This is a genomic window from Allobacillus sp. SKP2-8, from assembly GCF_007559355.1.
GTDB classification, from domain to species: domain Bacteria; phylum Bacillota; class Bacilli; order Bacillales; family Alkalibacillaceae; genus Allobacillus; species Allobacillus halotolerans.
This window is the reverse complement of sequence record NZ_VMHF01000012.1, coordinates 18,513-36,367: the sequence shown is the minus strand read 5'-3', so window position 1 is coordinate 36,367 and position 17,855 is coordinate 18,513. Positions and strand designations below refer to the sequence as shown.

At 40.7% G+C, this 17,855-nt stretch carries 17 protein-coding genes; all 17 read left to right on the top strand.

Annotation, left to right across the window (positions count from 1 at the left end):
* Positions 1-94 precede the first annotated feature (94 nt).
* The 17 genes from rnmV to yabN all read left to right on the top strand — a co-directional run bounded on the left by rnmV (position 95) and on the right by yabN (position 17,855).
* Positions 95-676, top strand: a complete 582-nt coding sequence (rnmV, locus tag FPQ10_RS09680) for a ribonuclease M5 (RefSeq protein ID WP_144163312.1) — start codon at positions 95-97, stop codon at positions 674-676.
* Entirely contained in the window at positions 673-1,551 is an 879-nt protein-coding gene (gene rsmA / locus FPQ10_RS09675; protein WP_144163311.1) for a 16S rRNA (adenine(1518)-N(6)/adenine(1519)-N(6))-dimethyltransferase RsmA, read from the top strand. Before rnmV ends, rsmA begins: the two co-directional genes overlap by 4 nt.
* 59 nt (positions 1,552-1,610) lie before the next feature.
* Positions 1,611-2,498: a sporulation peptidase YabG gene (yabG, locus tag FPQ10_RS09670; protein WP_144163310.1), complete on the top strand. Its 888-nt coding sequence runs from the start codon at positions 1,611-1,613 to the stop codon at positions 2,496-2,498.
* A 171-nt stretch (positions 2,499-2,669) separates the two neighbouring features.
* A complete protein-coding gene (gene veg, locus FPQ10_RS09665; protein WP_144089361.1) occupies positions 2,670-2,924 on the top strand; it encodes a biofilm formation stimulator Veg in 255 nt (84 codons plus the stop codon).
* A 216-nt stretch (positions 2,925-3,140) separates the two neighbouring features.
* Positions 3,141-3,317 (top strand): small, acid-soluble spore protein, alpha/beta type, encoded by a 177-nt coding sequence (locus FPQ10_RS09660; RefSeq protein ID WP_144163309.1) that lies wholly within the window; start codon positions 3,141-3,143, stop codon positions 3,315-3,317.
* A 229-nt stretch (positions 3,318-3,546) separates the two neighbouring features.
* Positions 3,547-4,398 (top strand): 4-(cytidine 5'-diphospho)-2-C-methyl-D-erythritol kinase, encoded by an 852-nt coding sequence (gene ispE / locus FPQ10_RS09655; protein WP_144163308.1) that lies wholly within the window; start codon positions 3,547-3,549, stop codon positions 4,396-4,398.
* Positions 4,399-4,493: 95 nt separating this feature from the next.
* Positions 4,494-5,306, top strand: coding sequence for a pur operon repressor (gene purR / locus FPQ10_RS09650; protein ID WP_144163307.1), 813 nt, complete (start codon positions 4,494-4,496; stop codon positions 5,304-5,306).
* Between the two features lie 373 nt (positions 5,307-5,679).
* The gene (gene spoVG / locus FPQ10_RS09645) at positions 5,680-5,967 is read left to right on the top strand and encodes a septation regulator SpoVG (protein ID WP_144089365.1); all 288 of its coding nucleotides are present in this window, start codon (positions 5,680-5,682) and stop codon (positions 5,965-5,967) included.
* A 154-nt stretch (positions 5,968-6,121) separates the two neighbouring features.
* Positions 6,122-7,492: a bifunctional UDP-N-acetylglucosamine diphosphorylase/glucosamine-1-phosphate N-acetyltransferase GlmU gene (gene glmU / locus FPQ10_RS09640; protein WP_144163306.1), complete on the top strand. Its 1,371-nt coding sequence runs from the start codon at positions 6,122-6,124 to the stop codon at positions 7,490-7,492.
* 18 nt (positions 7,493-7,510) lie between these two features.
* Positions 7,511-8,464, top strand: coding sequence for a ribose-phosphate diphosphokinase (locus FPQ10_RS09635; RefSeq protein WP_144163305.1), 954 nt, complete (start codon positions 7,511-7,513; stop codon positions 8,462-8,464).
* Positions 8,465-8,568: 104 nt separating this feature from the next.
* Positions 8,569-9,207 carry a 50S ribosomal protein L25/general stress protein Ctc gene (locus FPQ10_RS09630; protein WP_144163304.1) on the top strand — a complete coding sequence of 213 codons (639 nt, stop codon included), beginning with the start codon at positions 8,569-8,571 and terminating at the stop codon, positions 9,205-9,207.
* 204 nt (positions 9,208-9,411) lie between these two features.
* On the top strand, positions 9,412-9,969 hold the full coding sequence (gene pth / locus FPQ10_RS09625; RefSeq protein WP_144163303.1) for an aminoacyl-tRNA hydrolase: 558 nt from the start codon (positions 9,412-9,414) through the stop codon (positions 9,967-9,969).
* A gap of 85 nt (positions 9,970-10,054) precedes the next feature.
* Positions 10,055-10,282, top strand: coding sequence for an anti-sigma-F factor Fin (locus FPQ10_RS09620; RefSeq protein WP_144163302.1), 228 nt, complete (start codon positions 10,055-10,057; stop codon positions 10,280-10,282).
* A 74-nt stretch (positions 10,283-10,356) separates the two neighbouring features.
* Positions 10,357-13,896: a transcription-repair coupling factor gene (gene mfd, locus FPQ10_RS09615; RefSeq protein WP_144163301.1), complete on the top strand. Its 3,540-nt coding sequence runs from the start codon at positions 10,357-10,359 to the stop codon at positions 13,894-13,896.
* A 108-nt stretch (positions 13,897-14,004) separates the two neighbouring features.
* Entirely contained in the window at positions 14,005-14,538 is a 534-nt protein-coding gene (spoVT, locus tag FPQ10_RS09610) for a stage V sporulation protein T (RefSeq protein WP_144163300.1), read from the top strand.
* 345 nt (positions 14,539-14,883) lie between these two features.
* Positions 14,884-16,386: a polysaccharide biosynthesis protein gene (locus tag FPQ10_RS09600; RefSeq protein WP_144163298.1), complete on the top strand. Its 1,503-nt coding sequence runs from the start codon at positions 14,884-14,886 to the stop codon at positions 16,384-16,386.
* A gap of 5 nt (positions 16,387-16,391) precedes the next feature.
* Positions 16,392-17,855 carry a bifunctional methyltransferase/pyrophosphohydrolase YabN gene (gene yabN / locus FPQ10_RS09595; protein ID WP_144163297.1) on the top strand — a complete coding sequence of 488 codons (1,464 nt, stop codon included), beginning with the start codon at positions 16,392-16,394 and terminating at the stop codon, positions 17,853-17,855.

Genomic DNA, 17,855 nt, shown 5'->3' with positions numbered 1-17,855 from the left:
GTATCTGAGTCAACTTTAAAAGTTTTGTCCCAGCCTCTTCATTTTTATGTGATGTTTTTTAGACTTACATATTTTTTATTCAGTGAGGGTTTATATGAAAATAAAAGAAGTAATTGTAGTTGAAGGCAGAGATGATACCGTTCGAATCAAATTGGCCGTCGATGCCGATACAATCGAAACGAATGGCTCTGCATTAAATCAACATACATTAGAGCAAATCAAACATGCTAAGGAAAAACGAGGAGTCATCGTTTTTACCGATCCAGACTATCCCGGAGAGCGACTCAGACGGTTGATTGATGCCTATATCCCTGGGTGTAAGCATGCTTTTTTACCAAAGGAAAAAGCTAAGGCTAAGGGGAAAAGAAAAGGTTTAGGGATTGAGCATGCTCATATCGAGGATATTCAGCAAGCGCTAAAAGATGTTTATACGGTACGACAAGAAATGAAGGATTCAATTGATTGGCGACCGTATTTACTTCACTATGGCTTAATTGGTGGTCCTAAAGCAAAAGACCGACGAATGAAGCTCGGCAACCATTTAAAAATTGGCTATGCCAATGCCAAGCAATTGGAAAAACGATTGAGCATGTTTGCCATAGATGAATATCAGTTCGAAGCGGCAATGAAAGAAATTATTCAGAATGAAATCGATAAAGGATGGAACAATTCATGAGCAAACCGATTGCGACGTATTCCAGAACCAAAGAGATTATGGACAAGCATAAGCTATCCTTTAAGAAAAGTTTAGGCCAAAACTTCTTGATTGATGCCAATATTTTAAAGAAGATTGTTGATAAAGCCGGTGTAACTGATGATACGACAGTGATTGAAATCGGTCCAGGGATCGGTGCATTGACGGAGCAGTTGGCATTAAAAGCGAAAGAAGTTTTTGCCATTGAAATCGACCAGCGTTTTATTGGGGTATTAAACGATACATTGCAAGGCTTTCAAAATATCCAAGTGATGAACGAAGATATTTTGAAGGTGGATTTGAATGCGTTCATAGCCGAAAAGATGCCACAAGCTTCTGATGTTCGCGTTGTAGCCAACCTACCATATTACATTACGACACCAATTTTAATGAAATTATTGATGGAAAACTCACCCATTCACTCCATAACCGTGATGATGCAAAAAGAAGTCGCGGCACGAATGGCAGCGAAGCCTAATTCTAAAGAATATGGATCATTGTCGATTGCCGTCCAATATTATACGACATCCAATGTAGTCATGACCGTTCCGAAGACTTGCTTCATCCCACAGCCGAACGTTGATTCAGCGATCTTACAATTGGTGAAACGTGACCGGCCTCCCGTTGAAGTGACCGATGAAGAGTTGTTCTTCGAAGTCGTTCAGAAAAGCTTTCAACAAAGAAGAAAGACGTTGAAAAATAACCTTCAAAAAGGTTTTCAAGACCGAGTTTCCAAAGAACAATTACAGAACGTGTTCAATCAAGCGGCAATCGAACCTTCGCGTCGAGGTGAATCTTTGTCGATGGAGGAATTCTCCACACTGACAAAATTCATGAAAGAAGCGTTAGAAGTGTAACAATTCATCTGCTCCCTCAATAGGATAGTCAGAGAGCCTATTACGAGGGAGAGACATCCATGAATCTTCAAAGAGGCGATATTGTCACAAGATACTCTTATGATCATGATTTATTGTTTCGCGTCCAATCGATCGATCAAGACCAAGTTCAATTATACGGTGAAAACTTTCGCCTTGAGGTCGATGCACCGATTGATGACTTGAAGATAGTCATTCAAGAAGAAAAAAAGCGTGTGGAACAATCAATCATTCATAAAGAGCATGAATCCTACAGACTGTTCAGACAGGATTACTATTTAAGGTCCTTCAGAGACCACTCACAGCCAATTTCCGTCAAAGATGCACCTAGGTTCCAAATATGCCCCAAAGTCCTTCACATGGATAGTGATGCGTTATTCTTGAAAAAGTGTGTACTTCTTTATAAGAAACTTGGGCTTCAAGTACATGGAGCGCATGTAAAAGAAAGCGAGATGCCGCATCAAGTGGCTGAATTGCTTGAAAAAGTTCAGCCGGACATTTTAGTTTTGACCGGCCATGACTCTTATTCAAAGCAAAAAGGAGAAGAAGTGGATTTGCGTGCATATCGTAATAGCCGCTATTTTGTTGAAGCGGTACGTGCCGCAAGAAAAAAGGTTTCCCACCTAGATCAGCTCGTGATTTTTGCAGGCGCTTGTCAATCCCACTTTGAGTCATTAATTCGAGCTGGAGCGAACTTTGCCAGCTCACCGACGCGAATCAATATCCATGCATTAGATCCTGTATATGTAGCAGCCAAAGTTGGTTATACACCTTTTATGGAAAAAGTAGATATTTACGACGTCATCGAAAAGACCGTTACGCAAGAAAAAGGAATCGGTGGATTGGAGACGAGAGGTCTTTTTCGAACTGGGTTACCATATATGAAAAAATTACCTAAAACACATGAAAAAGCCAACACAGATGAATAAAACAAGAACCCCCAACGGAATTTCTGATGCATGAATTTGGCTAAATGGGAAATGTTAAAATATAGTTCGTAAATTTATGTTGACACCATGGCTGGAATGTTGATATAATTAAATACTTTTTGACTTCCAAGCCATTTTGTGTTAAGATAGCACTTAGTGAGGTGGAGTCGTATGGGAAAAACTTTGGCTGAAATTAAACAAGCTTTGGATGTTAAGATCGGGCAGCAATTAACATTGAAAGCAAACGGTGGTCGACGCAAAACGATTGAGCGGTTTGGCGTATTGGCAGAAACGTACCCATCTGTTTTTATCGTTGAGCTAGACCAGGATGAGCATTCTTTTGAAAGAGTCTCTTACAGCTATGCAGACGTACTTACAGAAACCGTAGAGATTACCTTCACAGATGAAGTCAGTAAAATGGCTTAACGGAGAGCAAGCATAAGAGGTCCTGCAGCAATTGACTGTGGGACCTCTTATGTTTACGCGGACTAGTTTTGAAAATCGTCCTCCAGCTATCCCCCCCTCAAGTGATTGTCTCTCATGAAATTCAATGATGATATCACCAATAATTACATGTCTTATGTTTCCGGAAATACATATACTAAGCCTGTCGTAAATAAAACCGAAAAGGAGTTGTGATCATTGAGTAGACGAAAAGGCATCATGTCTGATCGCTTGAAAGAGGAGATCGCAAAGGAAATGGGGATTTACGACACGGTTCAAAAAGAAGGATGGGGAGGCATCAAGTCTCGCGATGCCGGTAACATGGTAAAGCGAGCGATTGAAATGGCTGAGGAGAACACGAAAAACAAATTGTAAATTTTCTCCTCCGACTGCATGTCCCCCTAATGATTGCATCGGTCACGGTTCAGTTGAACTGTGGCCGATTTTCTATGTCGGCCACATTCAAAATGGGAGCTTGAAATCTTAAAGTTACATAACATGAATCATCTAAAAAAACTGAATAAAATCATTTGCTCTTTTTCTTTATAAATGGTTTCTTGTATGTGATACAATCAAAGAAATTAATGATGCAGAAGGTGAAACAATGATTTTTGAAAAAGCGCCGGCGAAGATCAATTTAACGCTAGACGTTTTATATAAACGAGACGATGGGTATCACGAAATTGAAATGATTATGACATCCATTGACCTTGCAGACCGACTCACGTTTGAGAAAACAAACGATCCGTCCATCACGATTGTTTCCGAAAAAAGATACGTACCAAATGATCAACGAAACCTTGCTTATCAAGGGGTTGCCTTGATGCGAGAAAAATTCGGGATTCAATCAGGTGTGAAAATAACGATTGATAAACAAATACCTGTTGCTGCAGGGCTTGCTGGCGGAAGTAGTGATGCAGCAGCTGCACTAAGAGGCATGAATCGGTTGTTCAATCTTGGGCAGAGCACTGAACAGCTTCAAAAGATCGGTGAGGAAATTGGCTCCGATGTACCGTTTTGTGTGTCGGGAAAAACAGCAATTGCGAGAGGGAGGGGAGAGAAGCTATCCACTTTACCGTCTCCCCCGCCTTGTTGGGTTGTGCTCGCAAAACCAAATATCGGCGTATCGACAAAAGATGTATACGGAAACGTGAATGTAGATCAGATCGAGCATCCGGATACAGAGTCAATGGCTAATGCTCTTCGCAAGAAAGATTTCCAATCGTTATGTAACCATCTAGAAAATGTATTGGAACCAATTACGGTCGCCATGCATCAAGAAGTTCATCAAATAAAGACATTTATGCAAAAGCAAGGTTTGGAAGGTGTGTTAATGAGTGGTAGTGGACCGACTGTATACGGATTGACCGAGCATCTTTCGAAAGCTGAACGGACCGTAAATGGGTTAAGGGGCTTTTGCCAAGAAGTTTATTTAGTCCGTGCCTTAACGGATTAACTATATACCGTTAAAATACCCAGTAATCCTAGTAAACCCAAACATTAAGTGATATATTATTAATTAATATTCGGCAATAAAAAGGTGGAAAGGTAATGAGACGAAGCGAACGACTGGTGGCGATGACTGACTACTTCAAAGAAAACCCTTATACACATATTTCTTTGCCTTTTTTCGTGCAATGGTTTGAAGCGGCAAAATCATCGATCAGTGAGGATTTGGATATTATTGACGCCATGTTTGATCAATTAGGAATTGGACGGCTGCAAACATCGGCTGGTGCAGCCGGAGGGGTTCAATACATTCCGGATTATCACATGGACTTAAGTAAAAAGAAGATTGATGATATTATTGAACTTTTAGAAGATCCTAAACGAATCTTGCCTGGCGGGTACATTTATATGAGTGATCTGCTCGGTGATCTTAAACAACTACGCATTATCGGGAAAATGTTTGGCGCAGCATTCAAAGCGTATGATGTCGATTACGTCGTTACGGTTGCGACGAAAGGGATTCCGCTCGCGTACGCTGTTGCAGATGTATTAAGAGTTCCTGTTGTCATTATTAGACGAGATCCGAAAGTGACGGAAGGTTCGACCGTGAGTATCAATTATGTGTCTGGCTCTTCTAGAAAAATTCAGACGATGGTTTTATCGAAACGGAGCATTCAAGAGAACTCGAATGTAATCCTTCTAGATGATTTCATGAAAGCAGGAGGCACCATTCATGGCATGGTTAGCCTGATGAATGAATTTAATGCAACCGTCAAAGGAATCGGGGTATTGGCGGAGGCTGAAGATGATGAAGAAGACCGTCGCGTGGATGATTATATCTCCCTGTTGAAATTTCAAGAAGTCAATGAGCGTGAAGGCCGTATTCAAGTTGTCCGTGGGAATTACTTTGAATAATCGTTTATAGAAGTTCATAAAAGACAACTGGGTTGTTGGTAACATATAGAGGCTAGGACAAATCAAAGTGATAAACTCACAAACATGAATAACAATCTAACTTAGCGCAGTATATTTTCGAAGCGGGTATTTCCAGCACACTAAAATAGAATGTTCGTATCTGAGTCAACTTTAAAGATTTTGTCCCAGCCTCGTAAGTAGTTTCCATCCATGCAATAATTTTTTAAATTATTTTTAATAAAAAGAAGGATTTATCGATAGAATGTTGAATTGACAATAATAAGTCGTATTCTTTGTTTAAAAAGAATGGAGAAACCGATCAAGCTTACGGATCTCTCGTAAGCGCAGTTTTCATTAAAGGTGGTGATACATAATGCAAGTTACCGACGTAAGATTACGCCGCGTGAACACTGATGGTCGTATGCGTGCAATCGCTTCCATTACATTGGACGATGAATTTGTCGTCCATGATATCCGTGTGATCGACGGAAACAATGGTTTGTTCGTTGCTATGCCAAGTAAACGTACACCAGATGGAGAGTTTAGAGATATCGCGCATCCAATCAACTCAGATACACGAGGTAAAATTCAAGATGCTGTATTGGAAGAATACCATCGTGTTGGAGAAGAATCTGAGCTTGAAGAAGCAGGAGCTTCCTAAAAAAGAGTTGAATAAGAAGTCTATTCATGAAGTAAATGAATAGGCTTCTTTTTTGTTGATGGAAAAGAAGTTGTTGGAACTTCTTGTCATCAGTTGCAACGACTTTTTATTTAAGATATATTCATAATGTATGCCTATGTATGGAGGGGAAATTATGGCGAATAGATATGCTGTCGTGTTGGCAGCGGGAAAAGGAACACGCATGAAATCGAAGTTATATAAAGTGCTGCACCCCGTTTGTGGGAAGCCGATGGTCGAGCATGTTGTCGATCAGCTGGATGAGTTGCAGTTAAACCAACTGATTACTGTAGTAGGCCATGGAGCTGAAAAAGTTAAAGAACAGCTGGGAAGCCGTAGTGAATATGCACTGCAGGAGGAACAGCTTGGAACAGGTCATGCGGTCCAAATGGCCGATCCATTCATTGGGAATAATGAAGGAACGACCGTTGTCGTTTGTGGAGATACCCCGCTACTGACAGCAGAGACATTGAAGCAATTAATGCAACATCATGAGAAAGAACAATCCGCCGTAACTGTGTTGACGACTGAACTTGAAAATCCATCAGGATATGGTCGTATTGTACGTAATGAATCAAATGAAGTAGCCAAAATTGTTGAAGATAAAGATGCAACTGATGAAGAAAAACAACTGACTGAGATCAATACCGGTACGTATTGTTTCGATAATAAAATGTTGTTCGAAGCGTTAAAGAATGTATCCAACTCGAATGCGCAAGGTGAGTATTATTTGCCTGATGTATTAGAGATTGCTAAAGATGAAGGAAAAAAGGTGACTGCATACTTAACTCCTGACGATAAAGAAACGATTGGAGTCAATGATCGTTTGGCGCTTTCCAAAGCAGAAAAACTGATGCAGAAGCGAATTAACGAAAAACATATGAAAAACGGTGTGACGTTAATTGACCCCGATCAGACATATATTGGCCCTGATGTCATAATTGAACCGGATGTCGTCATCGAACCAGGTTGTCGGATTCAAGGGAAAACGACGATTCAATCCGATGTTTATGTCGGGTTAAACAGTGAGATCATCGACTGTGAGATTGGTGAAGGCACGGAGATTCACCAAAGTGTACTGAAAGAAAGTAAGGTTGGCCGCCAAGTAAAAGTTGGCCCGTTCGCACATATTCGTCCAGAGAGTACGCTCCAGGATGATGTAAAAGTCGGTAACTTTGTGGAAATCAAGAAAACGACGATGGGACAGAATAGTAAAGCTTCCCATTTATCGTATCTTGGTGATGCAGAAATCGGCGATGATGTGAATGTTGGTTGTGGTTCAATTACCGTCAATTATGATGGAAAAAGCAAACATAAAACAATTATAGAAGATGGCGTATTTATCGGGTGTAATTCGAATTTAGTTGCACCGGTTACACTAAAAGAAGGGTCCTATGTGGCTGCTGGCTCAACGATTACGAAAGACATCCCTGAGAAAGCATTGTCTATAGCCCGTGCACGTCAAGTAAATAAAGAAGGTTACGTTGAGCGTTTAAATAAAAAATAATTGGTTGGAGGTTTCAATATGACTCGTCAATATCAAGATGAATTTTTAAAGGTGTTCTCATTAAATTCAAACCCGAAGCTTGCTGAGGAAATTGCTGATCATATCGGTGTGGAATTAGGTAAAAGTTCTGTGAAGCGCTTCAGTGATGGTGAAGTACAAATCAATATCGAAGAAAGTGTGCGGGGCTGTGATGTATACGTTGTACAGTCGACTTCCAACCCGGTAAATGAGCATTTAATGGAGTTATTGATTATGATTGACGCATTAAAACGTGCTTCCGCTCGTACAATCAATGTTGTCACACCATATTATGGCTATGCAAGACAAGATCGAAAAGCAAGATCCCGTGAACCGATCACCGCAAAATTGGTCGCCGATTTAATTGAAAAAGCAGGTGCCGATCGACTGATTACATTGGACTTTCATGCGGCTCAAATTCAAGGTTTCTTTGATATTCCAATTGATCACCTATTCGGCATGCCGATTTTAAGTCAATATTTTGAAGAAAAGCAACTGCAAGATGTCGTCGTTGTCTCTCCAGATCATGGGGGCGTAACACGTGCAAGACAGCTAGCCGACCGTTTGAAAGCACCGATTGCAATTATTGATAAAAGACGTCCACAACCGAACGTGGCAGAGGTCATGAACATTGTAGGTGAAGTTGAAGGCAAAACAGCGATTTTAATCGATGATATCATCGATACAGCGGGAACCATTACATTGGCAGCTGACGCTATGTTGGATAGCGGTGCGAAGGAAGTTTACGCATGCTGTACGCATCCGGTATTATCCGGTCCGGCAAATGACCGAATTGATCAGTCACCAATCAAGGAATTGATTGTGACGAATACAATTCCATTGACTGAGCAAATTACTTCAAACAAAATCAAACAACTTTCTGTTGGTGAGTTAATTGCGGAATCGATTAAGCGTGTACACGAGCACCGTTCAATCAGTACATTATTTAACTAAGGTTTCATTCAAATAAGCTAAAATTTTAAAAAAGCTGTCTAAAAGGTTATAATAGAGAAGAATACAAATATACTGGAAATTATTTATGGAGGAAGTGAAAAATTATGGCTGCAACAATCGAAGGTAAAGCAAGAACAGATTTACGTATTTCCAATACAAAAAAATTGAGAGGCGAAGGTCAAATCCCAGGCGTTTTATATGGAAAAGGGAAAGAGCCTGTTAATATTTCTGTAGATGGAATCGATTTAATCAAAAAGGTACGTGAAGAAGGTAGGAACGCTGTATTCTCTGTTAAATTAGATAATGGGAATGCTTATGATGCCATGTTATATGATTATCAACAAGATTCAATCAAAGGCGAATTGACGCATGTTGATTTCTATATGGTGGACATGTCTCAAGAAGTAGATGTGGAAGTTTCCATCAACCTTGACGGAGAAGCGATTGGTGAAAAAGACGGTGGTGTCAGACAGCAACCAATGCATGTCTTGAATATTCGTTCGACTCCAGGAAATATTCCTGAAGAGATCTTGATCGATATTTCTGAGTTAAACATTGGCGATGTCATCACTGTTGGCGATCTTAAAGGTGATAAAAACTACGAGATCATGGACGACGATGAAACGACCATCATTACGATCTTACCACCACAGCAAGAGGAAGTTGAAACAGAAGATGATGGCGAGGAGCCAGCAGAACCAGAATTGGTTGATGCTAAAGATGATGAAGAGGAAGAAAAATAAGTCCGTCTTCATAGCATGAATGAAACAGATCGGAGCACGATATGGCGCTTCGATCTGTTTTCATGTTGCATTTTTTTCAATTAGACTGGCATGGCACGAAGCTTCTCAGGGTAAACTTGAATAAGATGGTATGGCCCATTGAGGGTAGGATAATCGCTGTTTAACGATTGTTAGTCGATGGACAAAAAGGAGATAAAGACAGTCATGAAATGTATTGTTGGGTTAGGGAATCCAGGCTTAAAGTATAAGCATACAAGACATAATATCGGATTTGACGTGATTGATTACTTGGTGAAGCAGAATGGCTGGAAGCTTAAAAAAGGGAAGTTTGAAGCCCATTATGCTGTTGAAAACTGGCAAGGAGAAAAGGTGCTCATACTTAAACCACAAACCTTTATGAATCTATCCGGCCAATCCGTCAGACAGGCAATGGATTTTTACGAGATCGATCCTAAGAACTTGCTTGTCATTTACGACGACTTGGATCTTCCGGCGGGTAAAATCCGTCTTAGACATACAGGAGGCCATGGTGGTCACAATGGTATGAGGAATATTATCGAGCATCTTGGGGTAAAGGAATTTAACCGAGTCCGTTTTGGAATCGGCAGACCTGACACAAATATCGATATCGTCCATTATGTGCTCAGTAAATTTTCCAAACAAGAAAAGGAAACGATCAACTCATCCATCGTGAAAACTTATGATGCTTGTGAAGCATGGATGGATACGGCATTTCCGGAAGTGATGAATCAGTTTAATTAAAAACCGTTTGAAGACTTACCGACAGAATAAATTTGCTTCTTCTTGGAAAAGCTAGTCACTAGCTTATGATGAGGAGGAGATATCGATGGCGATTCAGATGACATGTCGGCATTGTGGAGAATCTATGGGTGAGTTGAAAGAGCATCCGCGTGTATTCGATTTATTGAATCAAGAGTTATCAACAGAGGAATCGAATCATATGATGAAAGAAAATCAGCAAGGTGATTTGATGCTACAATTGGTTTGCGAAACATGTGAAGAAACACTCACGCAGAACCCGGGTTTATTTGAAAATGATAATTTTATTCACTAAGCTTTGGTACACGCCAAAGCATTTTTCCATTCAATGAATCCGAAGAGGGACGTATCGAGCTAGGGGGAGAGCAGATGAAAGGATTAAAGGATTATTTAAGCTTACAAGATGATTTTGTACATATAATTAATGGGATTAAGGGTGAAATGCGTGAACAGCTTGTTTCCGGGTTAACGAACTCGTTACGTAACTTTTTAATGGTTATGGCTCATGAGTCGACGAATCGTCTGGTAGTCGTCGTCACGCCTCAATTGAATCAAGCGCAACAGTTATACGATGATCTACAAGGGTTGACGGAAAACCCAGATCAATTGTATTTATACCCGATTAACGAAATGCTGCCCGCTGAGATTATGACTGCCTCCCCTGAATTGAAATCACAGCGGATTGAGGCGAAAAACCGCTGGCAAGAGAAAGAAAATGGAATTTTCATCGTCCCTGTTGCTGGGTTGAAACGGCTCATGCCACCGAAGCAAACAGCCAGTGACTTGTCTCTCACCATTGAAACAGGAAAAGAGTATTCATTGGACGATACAATGGCGCGTCTCGTTACCATGGGTTATAAAGTGACGGATATGGTTTCTTCACCTGGAGAAGCAAGTAAGCGTGGGGGCATCATTGATATCTATCCTTTGACGAATGTCTATCCGATCCGGATTGAATGGTTCGACGACGAAGTTGAATCGATCCGGTACTTCGATGTTGGCTCGCAACGTTCCATTGAAGAATTGAACCAAATCGAAATCACCGCAACGGAAGAATGGATCTTTACGGATGAACAAATGAAAAAAGCAGGTGACAAGCTAGAAAAACTCCTGCAAAAATCGCTGAAAAATATTCATTCTGACCAAGAGAAACAGCAATTGAACGAGCAATTATCGCATGATATTGAACGATTAAAAGAAGGACAGCCGTTTGATGGAATCTATCAGTATCTATCATTGCTTTATGAGGATGTTTATAGTTTAGTAGATTATTTTCCGAAGAACAGCTTATTTATATTCGATGAAATGAGCCGAATCACAGAGACGGCAGAACGGTTAGACCGTGAAGAAGCTACTTGGCATACAGACTTACTCGATCAACGGATGATTGTGGAAGATTTAACATTTTCGTTTACATGGGAAGAAGTTTTTGAAAAGATCGATCATCAACGAATTTATCTCTCTTTATTTTTAAGACATATACCAAATACGAAACCCGATAATTTAGTAAACATCTCCAGTCGTCAAATGCAACAGTTTCATGGTCAAATGAACCTGTTGAAAAGTGAGATGAAACGCTGGAATAAAGCGGGATTTTCGGTAATCATTTATGCGGCGGACGAAGAGCGAGTCGACCGTGTTCTTCGTGTGCTCGATGATTACGGCATTGCTGCAAGAGTTGGTATTCGACCTATAAGCGTTCCACTTGAAGAGCCAGTTGTTTTACAAGGTGACTTGAACGAAGGTTTTGAGATGCCGGCGTACAAGCTAGCTGTTTTAACAGAGGAAGAATTATTTAAAAAGAAAAAACCGAAAAAACGCAGGCGTCAAAAAGTCTCGAATGCTGAACGAATAAAAAGCTATCAAGAATTGAATAAAGGCGATTATGTCGTTCACAACAGTCACGGAATCGGGAAGTATCTTGGCATAGAAACGTTAGAGGTCAACGGACTTCATAAAGATTATATGGTCGTTCGGTACTCAGGAAACGACAAGCTTTTTGTTCCGACTGATCAAATCGATCAAGTTCAAAAATATGTTGCGTCGGAAGGAAAAGAACCGAAGCTATACCGACTGGGAGGCAGCGAATGGAAAAAGGTCAAGTCGCGGGTCAAGTCTTCTGTAGAGGATATTGCCGACGATCTAATTAAGCTTTATGCTGAGCGTGAAGCAGCTCAGGGTCATCAGTTTGGTCCAGATACAGAAATGCAGAAAGACTTTGAAATGGCTTTTCCTTATCAAGAAACGGAAGATCAGCTTCGTTGTATCGAAGAGATTAAAAGTGATATGGAAAAAACGCAACCGATGGATCGTCTACTTTGTGGAGACGTTGGTTACGGGAAGACAGAAGTTGCCATTCGAGCAGTCTTTAAAGCGATTGTCGAAGGAAAACAAGCAGCTGTGTTAGTTCCGACAACCATTTTGGCACAACAGCATTTCGAAACGTTTCAAGAACGTTTTAAGGAATTCGGCGTAAACGTCGGTCTGCTTAGTCGGTTCAGAACACCGAAGCAGCAGAAAGAAACGATTGATCAACTCCGAAAAGGGTTGGTTGATGTCGTCATTGGAACGCATCGTGTCTTATCCAAGGATGTTGTGTTTAAAGATTTGGGCCTATTGATCGTCGATGAAGAACAACGTTTTGGCGTGAAACACAAAGAGCGAATTAAACAACTGAAAACAAATGTCGATGTATTAACGTTGACAGCGACACCAATTCCAAGAACGTTGCACATGTCGATGGTAGGGGTGCGTGATCTTTCTGTTATTGAAACCCCACCGGAAAACCGTTTTCCAATTCAAACATACGTAGTGGAATATAATCCACTACTCATTCGGGATGCCATTGAGCGAGAATTGGCGAGAGGCGGCCAAGTATTTTTCTTATACAATCGAGTCGATATGATTGATCGTGTCGCTGCGCAAATCAATGAACTCGTTGAAGATGCACGTGTGGTTTACGCCCATGGTCAAATGAATGAACGTCAGTTAGAAAACATCATGCTGGAGTTTTTAGAAGGTGAAGCGGATGTATTAGTCAGTACGACCATTATTGAAACGGGTGTTGATATACCGAACGTGAACACCTTAATTGTGAATGATGCAGATAAAATGGGATTAAGCCAACTTTATCAAATCCGTGGTCGTGTCGGTCGGTCGAATCGATTAGCTTATGCTTATTTTACTTATCAACAAAATAAAGTTCTGTCTGAAGTCGCTGAGAAGCGTCTCGAAGCCATTAAGGAATTTACCGAGCTCGGAAGTGGCTTTAAAATCGCCATGCGTGACCTATCGATTCGGGGTGCCGGAAACCTTCTTGGAACGGAGCAACACGGATTTATCGATTCCGTTGGTTTTGACTTGTACTCACAAATGCTGAATGATGCGGTTCGTGCCAAACAACAAGGGGTTTCTTATGAAGAAGCAAAACCATTTGAAGTTGAAATTGGTCTCGACCTGGACGCCTATATTCCTGAATCTTATATTCAAGATGAAGGACAAAAAATTCAGATGTACAAACGCATTCAAGCTTTGGAATCTATCCAAGAAACGTACGATTTGAATGACGAATTATTAGATCGTTTCGGTGAGTATCCAGATGAAGTCGGAAACTTACTGCAAATTTCAAGAATACGCCTACATGGAAAAGAGAACAAAATTGAATCGATCCATGAGTCGAAACAAAAAATCGAATGTCTCATGGAAGCTGAACAAAGCCAACAAATTGATGGTGCAAAGCTATTTGAGTTAGCCAACGAATATGGGCGAACCATCCAATTGGGAACAGAAGGGCGACAATTGAAAATTGTATTCCAGTTTTCCAGACAAAATAAAACAATTCGTCACGATCAACTTGAAGATTTCCTATCTAAGCTTCATCAGGCAAAAATTTCATCAAACAATGAATAGTTCATCGCCACTGTTTTATACTAACAATTACTAGCAGGTGATTTAGCCAGGAATCCTTTAGCAAGGCTTCACCCATGCAAGTACATCAAAGAAAGTGGGGATTCGAAGATGAAAGCAACAGGAATTGTACGCCGTATTGATGACCTCGGACGAGTTGTTGTTCCGAAAGAAATCAGGCGAACATTGAGAATTCGGGAAGGAGATCCTCTCGAGATTTTTGTTGCCCGTGAAGGAGAAGTTATCTTAAAAAAATACTCTCCGATTAATGAGCTTAGTGAATTCGCCGATGAATATGTACAATCGCTTTTTGAAGCAGTTGGGCAAAAAATTCTCATTGCAGATCGGGATGAATTTATTGCGACGGCGGGAGTCAGTAAAAAAGAGTACTTGAATAAAAACATTGGAGAACTAATTGAAAAAGCAATGGAAGACCGAGAAGCGGTTGTCGAGAAGAATGAATACACATTGGAAATCGTCGATGGAATTGAAGAGAAAGTAGCATCCTATTTAATTCAACCGATCATCTCTAATGGCGACCCTGTCGGAAGTATCATCTTATTTACAGATAAAGATTCTGTCACCGACGTGGAAATAAAACTTTGCCAAACTGCTGCCAGCTTCCTTGCCCGCCAAATGGAATAAAACTCATTAAAGCCTGCTGGAAAAGTCCGGTAGGCTTTTTGCATGTTTACAGAAACGTTCTCATCGCTTAAGACATCGCGCTGACTGTGCAAAAAGCGTGTGTGACCGTTCAAAGAATGCATGTGACCGTTCAAAAAATGCGCGTGACTGTTCAAAGTGTCGGGCTGACTGTTCAAAAAGCGTGCGTGACCGTTCAAATCATTGCGTTGACTGTTCAAAGAACGCGTGTAACTATGCTTCATCCATCAACCAAAGAAAGAGATTCTTCACGCTTCAAACTATGATAAAGTAAAAGGAGACTCAAACGTCCTAAAAGATTGAATTATTGTTGGAAGTGAAGTTTTTATGAGTGAAACAAATAAATGGATGAGGGGCGCAATCATCCTTACGATTACGGGGTTCATCAGTCGCATATTGGGCATGATTTACCGCGTTCCTTTGCAGAATATTGCTGGAGACGAAGGCTTATATGTATATCAGCAAATTTATCCTTTGCTCTCACTAGCCATCATCTTATCGCTGTATGGCATTCCAAGCGCAGTCGCACAGCAGTTTTCAGAAGACCAACCGTCGCGGCAACTGTTCACCCGGGTCTTTTATTTGCTGACAGGACTTGGGATTTTGTCATGGTTGGGAATTTACTTATTTGCAGAAACGTGGGCGCTGCTGATGGGTGATCTGCAACTGACCAAACCTATACAAATGAGCAGTTTTATGTTTTTACTGCTTCCGATGATCTCACTGTTGCGGGGCTATTTTCAAAGCTATGAAGAAACGCATTTGGTAGGCATTTCACAAGTTGTCGAGCAATTTGTCCGCGTTATTTTAATTATCGGCATTACATTTTATGTCGTTTCAACGAATCGTTCATTATATGAACTCGGAACGCTTGCTGCACTGGCAACGATCATCGGTACGTTTGTTGCAGTCATCTATTTAGGTATCAAATTTCTTCTTCGAAAGAACTCAATGGAGACGCCAACTAGTAAGATTCCGTTCAGGCAAACAGCTAAGTGGTTCTTTGCTGGCGTGTTCATTTACAGTTTGACGTATGTTCTTCACCTAATTTTCCAAGCTGTCGATGTGATGACAATGATTCCACTTCTGCAGGAGCATGGATGGTCTTTCGAAGAATCTAAAGTGCAAAAGGGAATTTTTGACCGTGGAAATCCGATGATTCAGTTAGGGTTAGTATTCGGTTCATCCCTCGCATTTGCTTTGATTCCAAGCTTACAATCAAAACGAAAACAGGGAGAAGCGGTGCAAGCAATCCAAATGACTTTTCTTTTCTCCCTGGCAGCATCAGCTGGGTTAATCGCCATTATGCCATTTTTAAATCCCTTATTTTACTTGGACCAGCAAGGGACAACAGCTATCCAGTGGTTGATGCTTCTCGTCTTTTTATTGTCTTTAATCATTACCTTCTCCGTTTTATTGCAAAGTACAGGCTATAAACAGCAGCAATTTAAATGGATTGTATTGATGTTTGCCGTGAAAATTGCTTGCAACTTTTGGTTGATCCCGATCTATGGCATACTAGGCGCCAGTATCGCTTCAATCCTTTCAGCGACGACTTTAGTCATTATTTATGGTTGGATTTGGCTGAAGCGGGCTGGGATACATTTGGATTTATTATTTTACGTAAAAGCAATGATCACAATCGGTTTCATGTATGTCATTGTTGTTTTAGGCGCACAACTTTTTTCCATACATGCAACGCGTTTATTTTTGATTGTGCCGACAATTCTATTAAGTTTCATCGGAGTCATGATGGTGTTAATTATGACGTGGGCCATGAAGCTTTTTCCTAAAAGTCTTTTACAAAACATACTAAAAAGAAGCAGGTGAACGTAATGAGTCAAACAATTCACGTGATTGGTCTGGGTGCAGGTACGCTTGACCAATTACCCATAGGGATTTATCGATTTTTAACAAATGTAGAAACAGAAGTTTTCGTTCGAACGAACCAACATCCTGTCATTAAAGAGTTGGAACAAGAGGGGATGACGTTTAAAAGTTTTGATCACGTCTATGAGAAACATGAACAATTTGAAGATGTTTATCGAGACATCACGAAACAATTAGTCGAAGCGGCACAACGGCAGGACATTGTTTATGCATTACCTGGACATCCATTTGTTGCAGAACGAACGGTGCAATTACTGTTGGAACATAAAAGCGATCATCTTCATATCAAATTTCACGGCGGCCAAAGTTTTTTAGATTCATTATTCAATGCGTTGGAAATTGATCCAATTGAGGGCTTTCAATTACTCGACGGAACAGCATTAGAGCGGTCTTCCATTCAATTGACAAATCACTTATTAATTGCTCAAGTGTACGATTCTTTTGTCGCTTCGGACATTAAGCTGACGTTAATGGAGGACTTGCCGGAAGATTATCCGGTAACGATTGTCGATGCTGCAGGAAGTAACGATGAAAAAGTCTCGACACTACCTTTATATGAGCTCGACCGCGAAGGTACTTTTAGTGATTTGACGACCTTATATGTTGCACCCCAATCAAGTGAGCATTTAACACATACGTTTGATCGCTTAAGGGAAGTGATCGCAACACTTCGTGGACCAAACGGATGTCCATGGGATCGAAAACAGACCCATGAATCGCTTCGTCCGTATTTGATTGAAGAAGCATACGAGGTCATCGACGCCATACAGGAAGAAGATGACGACCATATAGCAGAAGAACTTGGCGATGTACTGCTTCAAGTCATGCTGCATAGCCAAATAGGAGAAGACAGTGGATTTTTCTCTGTTGACGATGTCATCCGGTCGATTACCGAAAAAATGATTGAGCGGCATCCACATGTGTTCGGGGACGTTGAAGTTGGTTCAGCGGATGAAGTCACGTCGAACTGGGAAGCAATCAAAAGTAGAGGGAAACCGAAAAAGGATACGATATTGGAAGGGATCTCGGAAGCATTACCTCGCTTACTTTATGCGCAAGAAATGCAGAAAAAAGCATCAAAAGTAGGGTTTGACTGGGGTGATGCAACGCTTGCCTTTAAAAAAGTTGAAGAAGAAATAAAGGAATTACAAGAAGCTATCCAGAAAGAAGATACTAATGAAATAGAACTGGAATTCGGAGATGTACTGTTTTCACTAGTGAATGTTGCTCGGTTGCTTTCCATTGATCCAGAAGTCGCTCTTCATCGGACGAGCCAAAAATTCAAGAATCGTTTTCAATATATTGAATCCATCGCAAAAGAAAACGGAGATGAACTCGCGGATCTACCTTTAGAGGTTATGGAGGACTACTGGAAACAAGCAAAGGAGTTACGAAAAGGAGAGGAATAA

Bases quoted from the DNA above. Each gene is read 5' to 3' on its own strand.
- veg (WP_144089361.1), top strand. From the start codon at position 2,670: ATGGGAAAAACTTTGGCTGAAATTAAACAAGCTTTGGATGTTAAGATC.
- FPQ10_RS09635 (WP_144163305.1), top strand. From the start codon at position 7,511: ATGACTCGTCAATATCAAGATGAATTTTTAAAGGTGTTCTCATTAAAT.
- mfd (WP_144163301.1), top strand. From the start codon at position 10,357: ATGAAAGGATTAAAGGATTATTTAAGCTTACAAGATGATTTTGTACAT.
- spoVT (WP_144163300.1), top strand. From the start codon at position 14,005: ATGAAAGCAACAGGAATTGTACGCCGTATTGATGACCTCGGACGAGTT.
- rsmA (WP_144163311.1), top strand. From the start codon at position 673: ATGAGCAAACCGATTGCGACGTATTCCAGAACCAAAGAGATTATGGAC.
- pth (WP_144163303.1), top strand. From the start codon at position 9,412: ATGAAATGTATTGTTGGGTTAGGGAATCCAGGCTTAAAGTATAAGCAT.
- ispE (WP_144163308.1), top strand. From the start codon at position 3,547: ATGATTTTTGAAAAAGCGCCGGCGAAGATCAATTTAACGCTAGACGTT.
- purR (WP_144163307.1), top strand. From the start codon at position 4,494: ATGAGACGAAGCGAACGACTGGTGGCGATGACTGACTACTTCAAAGAA.
- yabG (WP_144163310.1), top strand. From the start codon at position 1,611: ATGAATCTTCAAAGAGGCGATATTGTCACAAGATACTCTTATGATCAT.
- spoVG (WP_144089365.1), top strand. From the start codon at position 5,680: ATGCAAGTTACCGACGTAAGATTACGCCGCGTGAACACTGATGGTCGT.
- FPQ10_RS09620 (WP_144163302.1), top strand. From the start codon at position 10,055: ATGGCGATTCAGATGACATGTCGGCATTGTGGAGAATCTATGGGTGAG.
- FPQ10_RS09630 (WP_144163304.1), top strand. From the start codon at position 8,569: ATGGCTGCAACAATCGAAGGTAAAGCAAGAACAGATTTACGTATTTCC.
- rnmV (WP_144163312.1), top strand. From the start codon at position 95: ATGAAAATAAAAGAAGTAATTGTAGTTGAAGGCAGAGATGATACCGTT.
- yabN (WP_144163297.1), top strand. From the start codon at position 16,392: ATGAGTCAAACAATTCACGTGATTGGTCTGGGTGCAGGTACGCTTGAC.
- glmU (WP_144163306.1), top strand. From the start codon at position 6,122: ATGGCGAATAGATATGCTGTCGTGTTGGCAGCGGGAAAAGGAACACGC.
- FPQ10_RS09600 (WP_144163298.1), top strand. From the start codon at position 14,884: ATGAGTGAAACAAATAAATGGATGAGGGGCGCAATCATCCTTACGATT.